This window comes from Arthrobacter alkaliphilus (genome assembly GCF_021483235.1).
In the GTDB taxonomy this organism is placed as follows: domain Bacteria; phylum Actinomycetota; class Actinomycetes; order Actinomycetales; family Micrococcaceae; genus Arthrobacter; species Arthrobacter alkaliphilus.
Map to the genome: position 1 here is coordinate 1 of NZ_JAKEEC010000067.1, position 513 is coordinate 513.

The following is a 513-nucleotide window of genomic DNA, read 5'->3' on the forward strand; positions in this document are numbered from 1 at the left end:
GGCGGATTCCAGTGGTGGTTGCAACACGTCCTTTTATGCTGCTGATTCTTCCAGTATTTGTTGGAGGGCTTGTGCGGGGGTTTTCCAGCCGAGGGTTTTACGCAGGCGGCCGTTGAGTCCGTCAGCGGCGTAGTCGAGGTCCTCGCGGGTTACGGCGGTCAGGTCCATGCCTTTCGGGAAGTATTGGCGCAGCAGGCCGTTGGTGTTCTCGTTGGTGCCGCGTTGCCAGGGTGAATGGGGATCGCAGAAGTAGACCTCAGCTCCGGTGGCGATCTTGACCTGGTGGTGGATGCCGACCATTTCCGCGCCTTGATCCCAGGTCAGGGTCCGGCGCAGCCGGGCCGGGAGTGTGGGCAGGGTTTCCTCGATTGCGGCAAGAACCTGTTCGCCGGTATGCCCGTTGGGCAGGTGCAGGAGCATCACGAAGCGGCTTGTGCGTTCCACGAGGGTCCCGATTGCCCCGGTTCCCGGGGTTCCGATGATCAAGTCGCCCTCCCAGTGCCCGGGCACGGC

The 513-nt window shown here is 63.0% G+C and carries 1 protein-coding gene; it reads right to left on the minus strand.

Going from position 1 to position 513, the window contains the following annotated elements; genetic code table 11:
* Positions 1 to 33 precede the first annotated feature (33 nt).
* On the minus strand, positions 34 to 513 hold a 480-nt coding region (locus tag L0B83_RS19620), incomplete at its 5' end, for an IS30 family transposase (protein ID WP_234760241.1).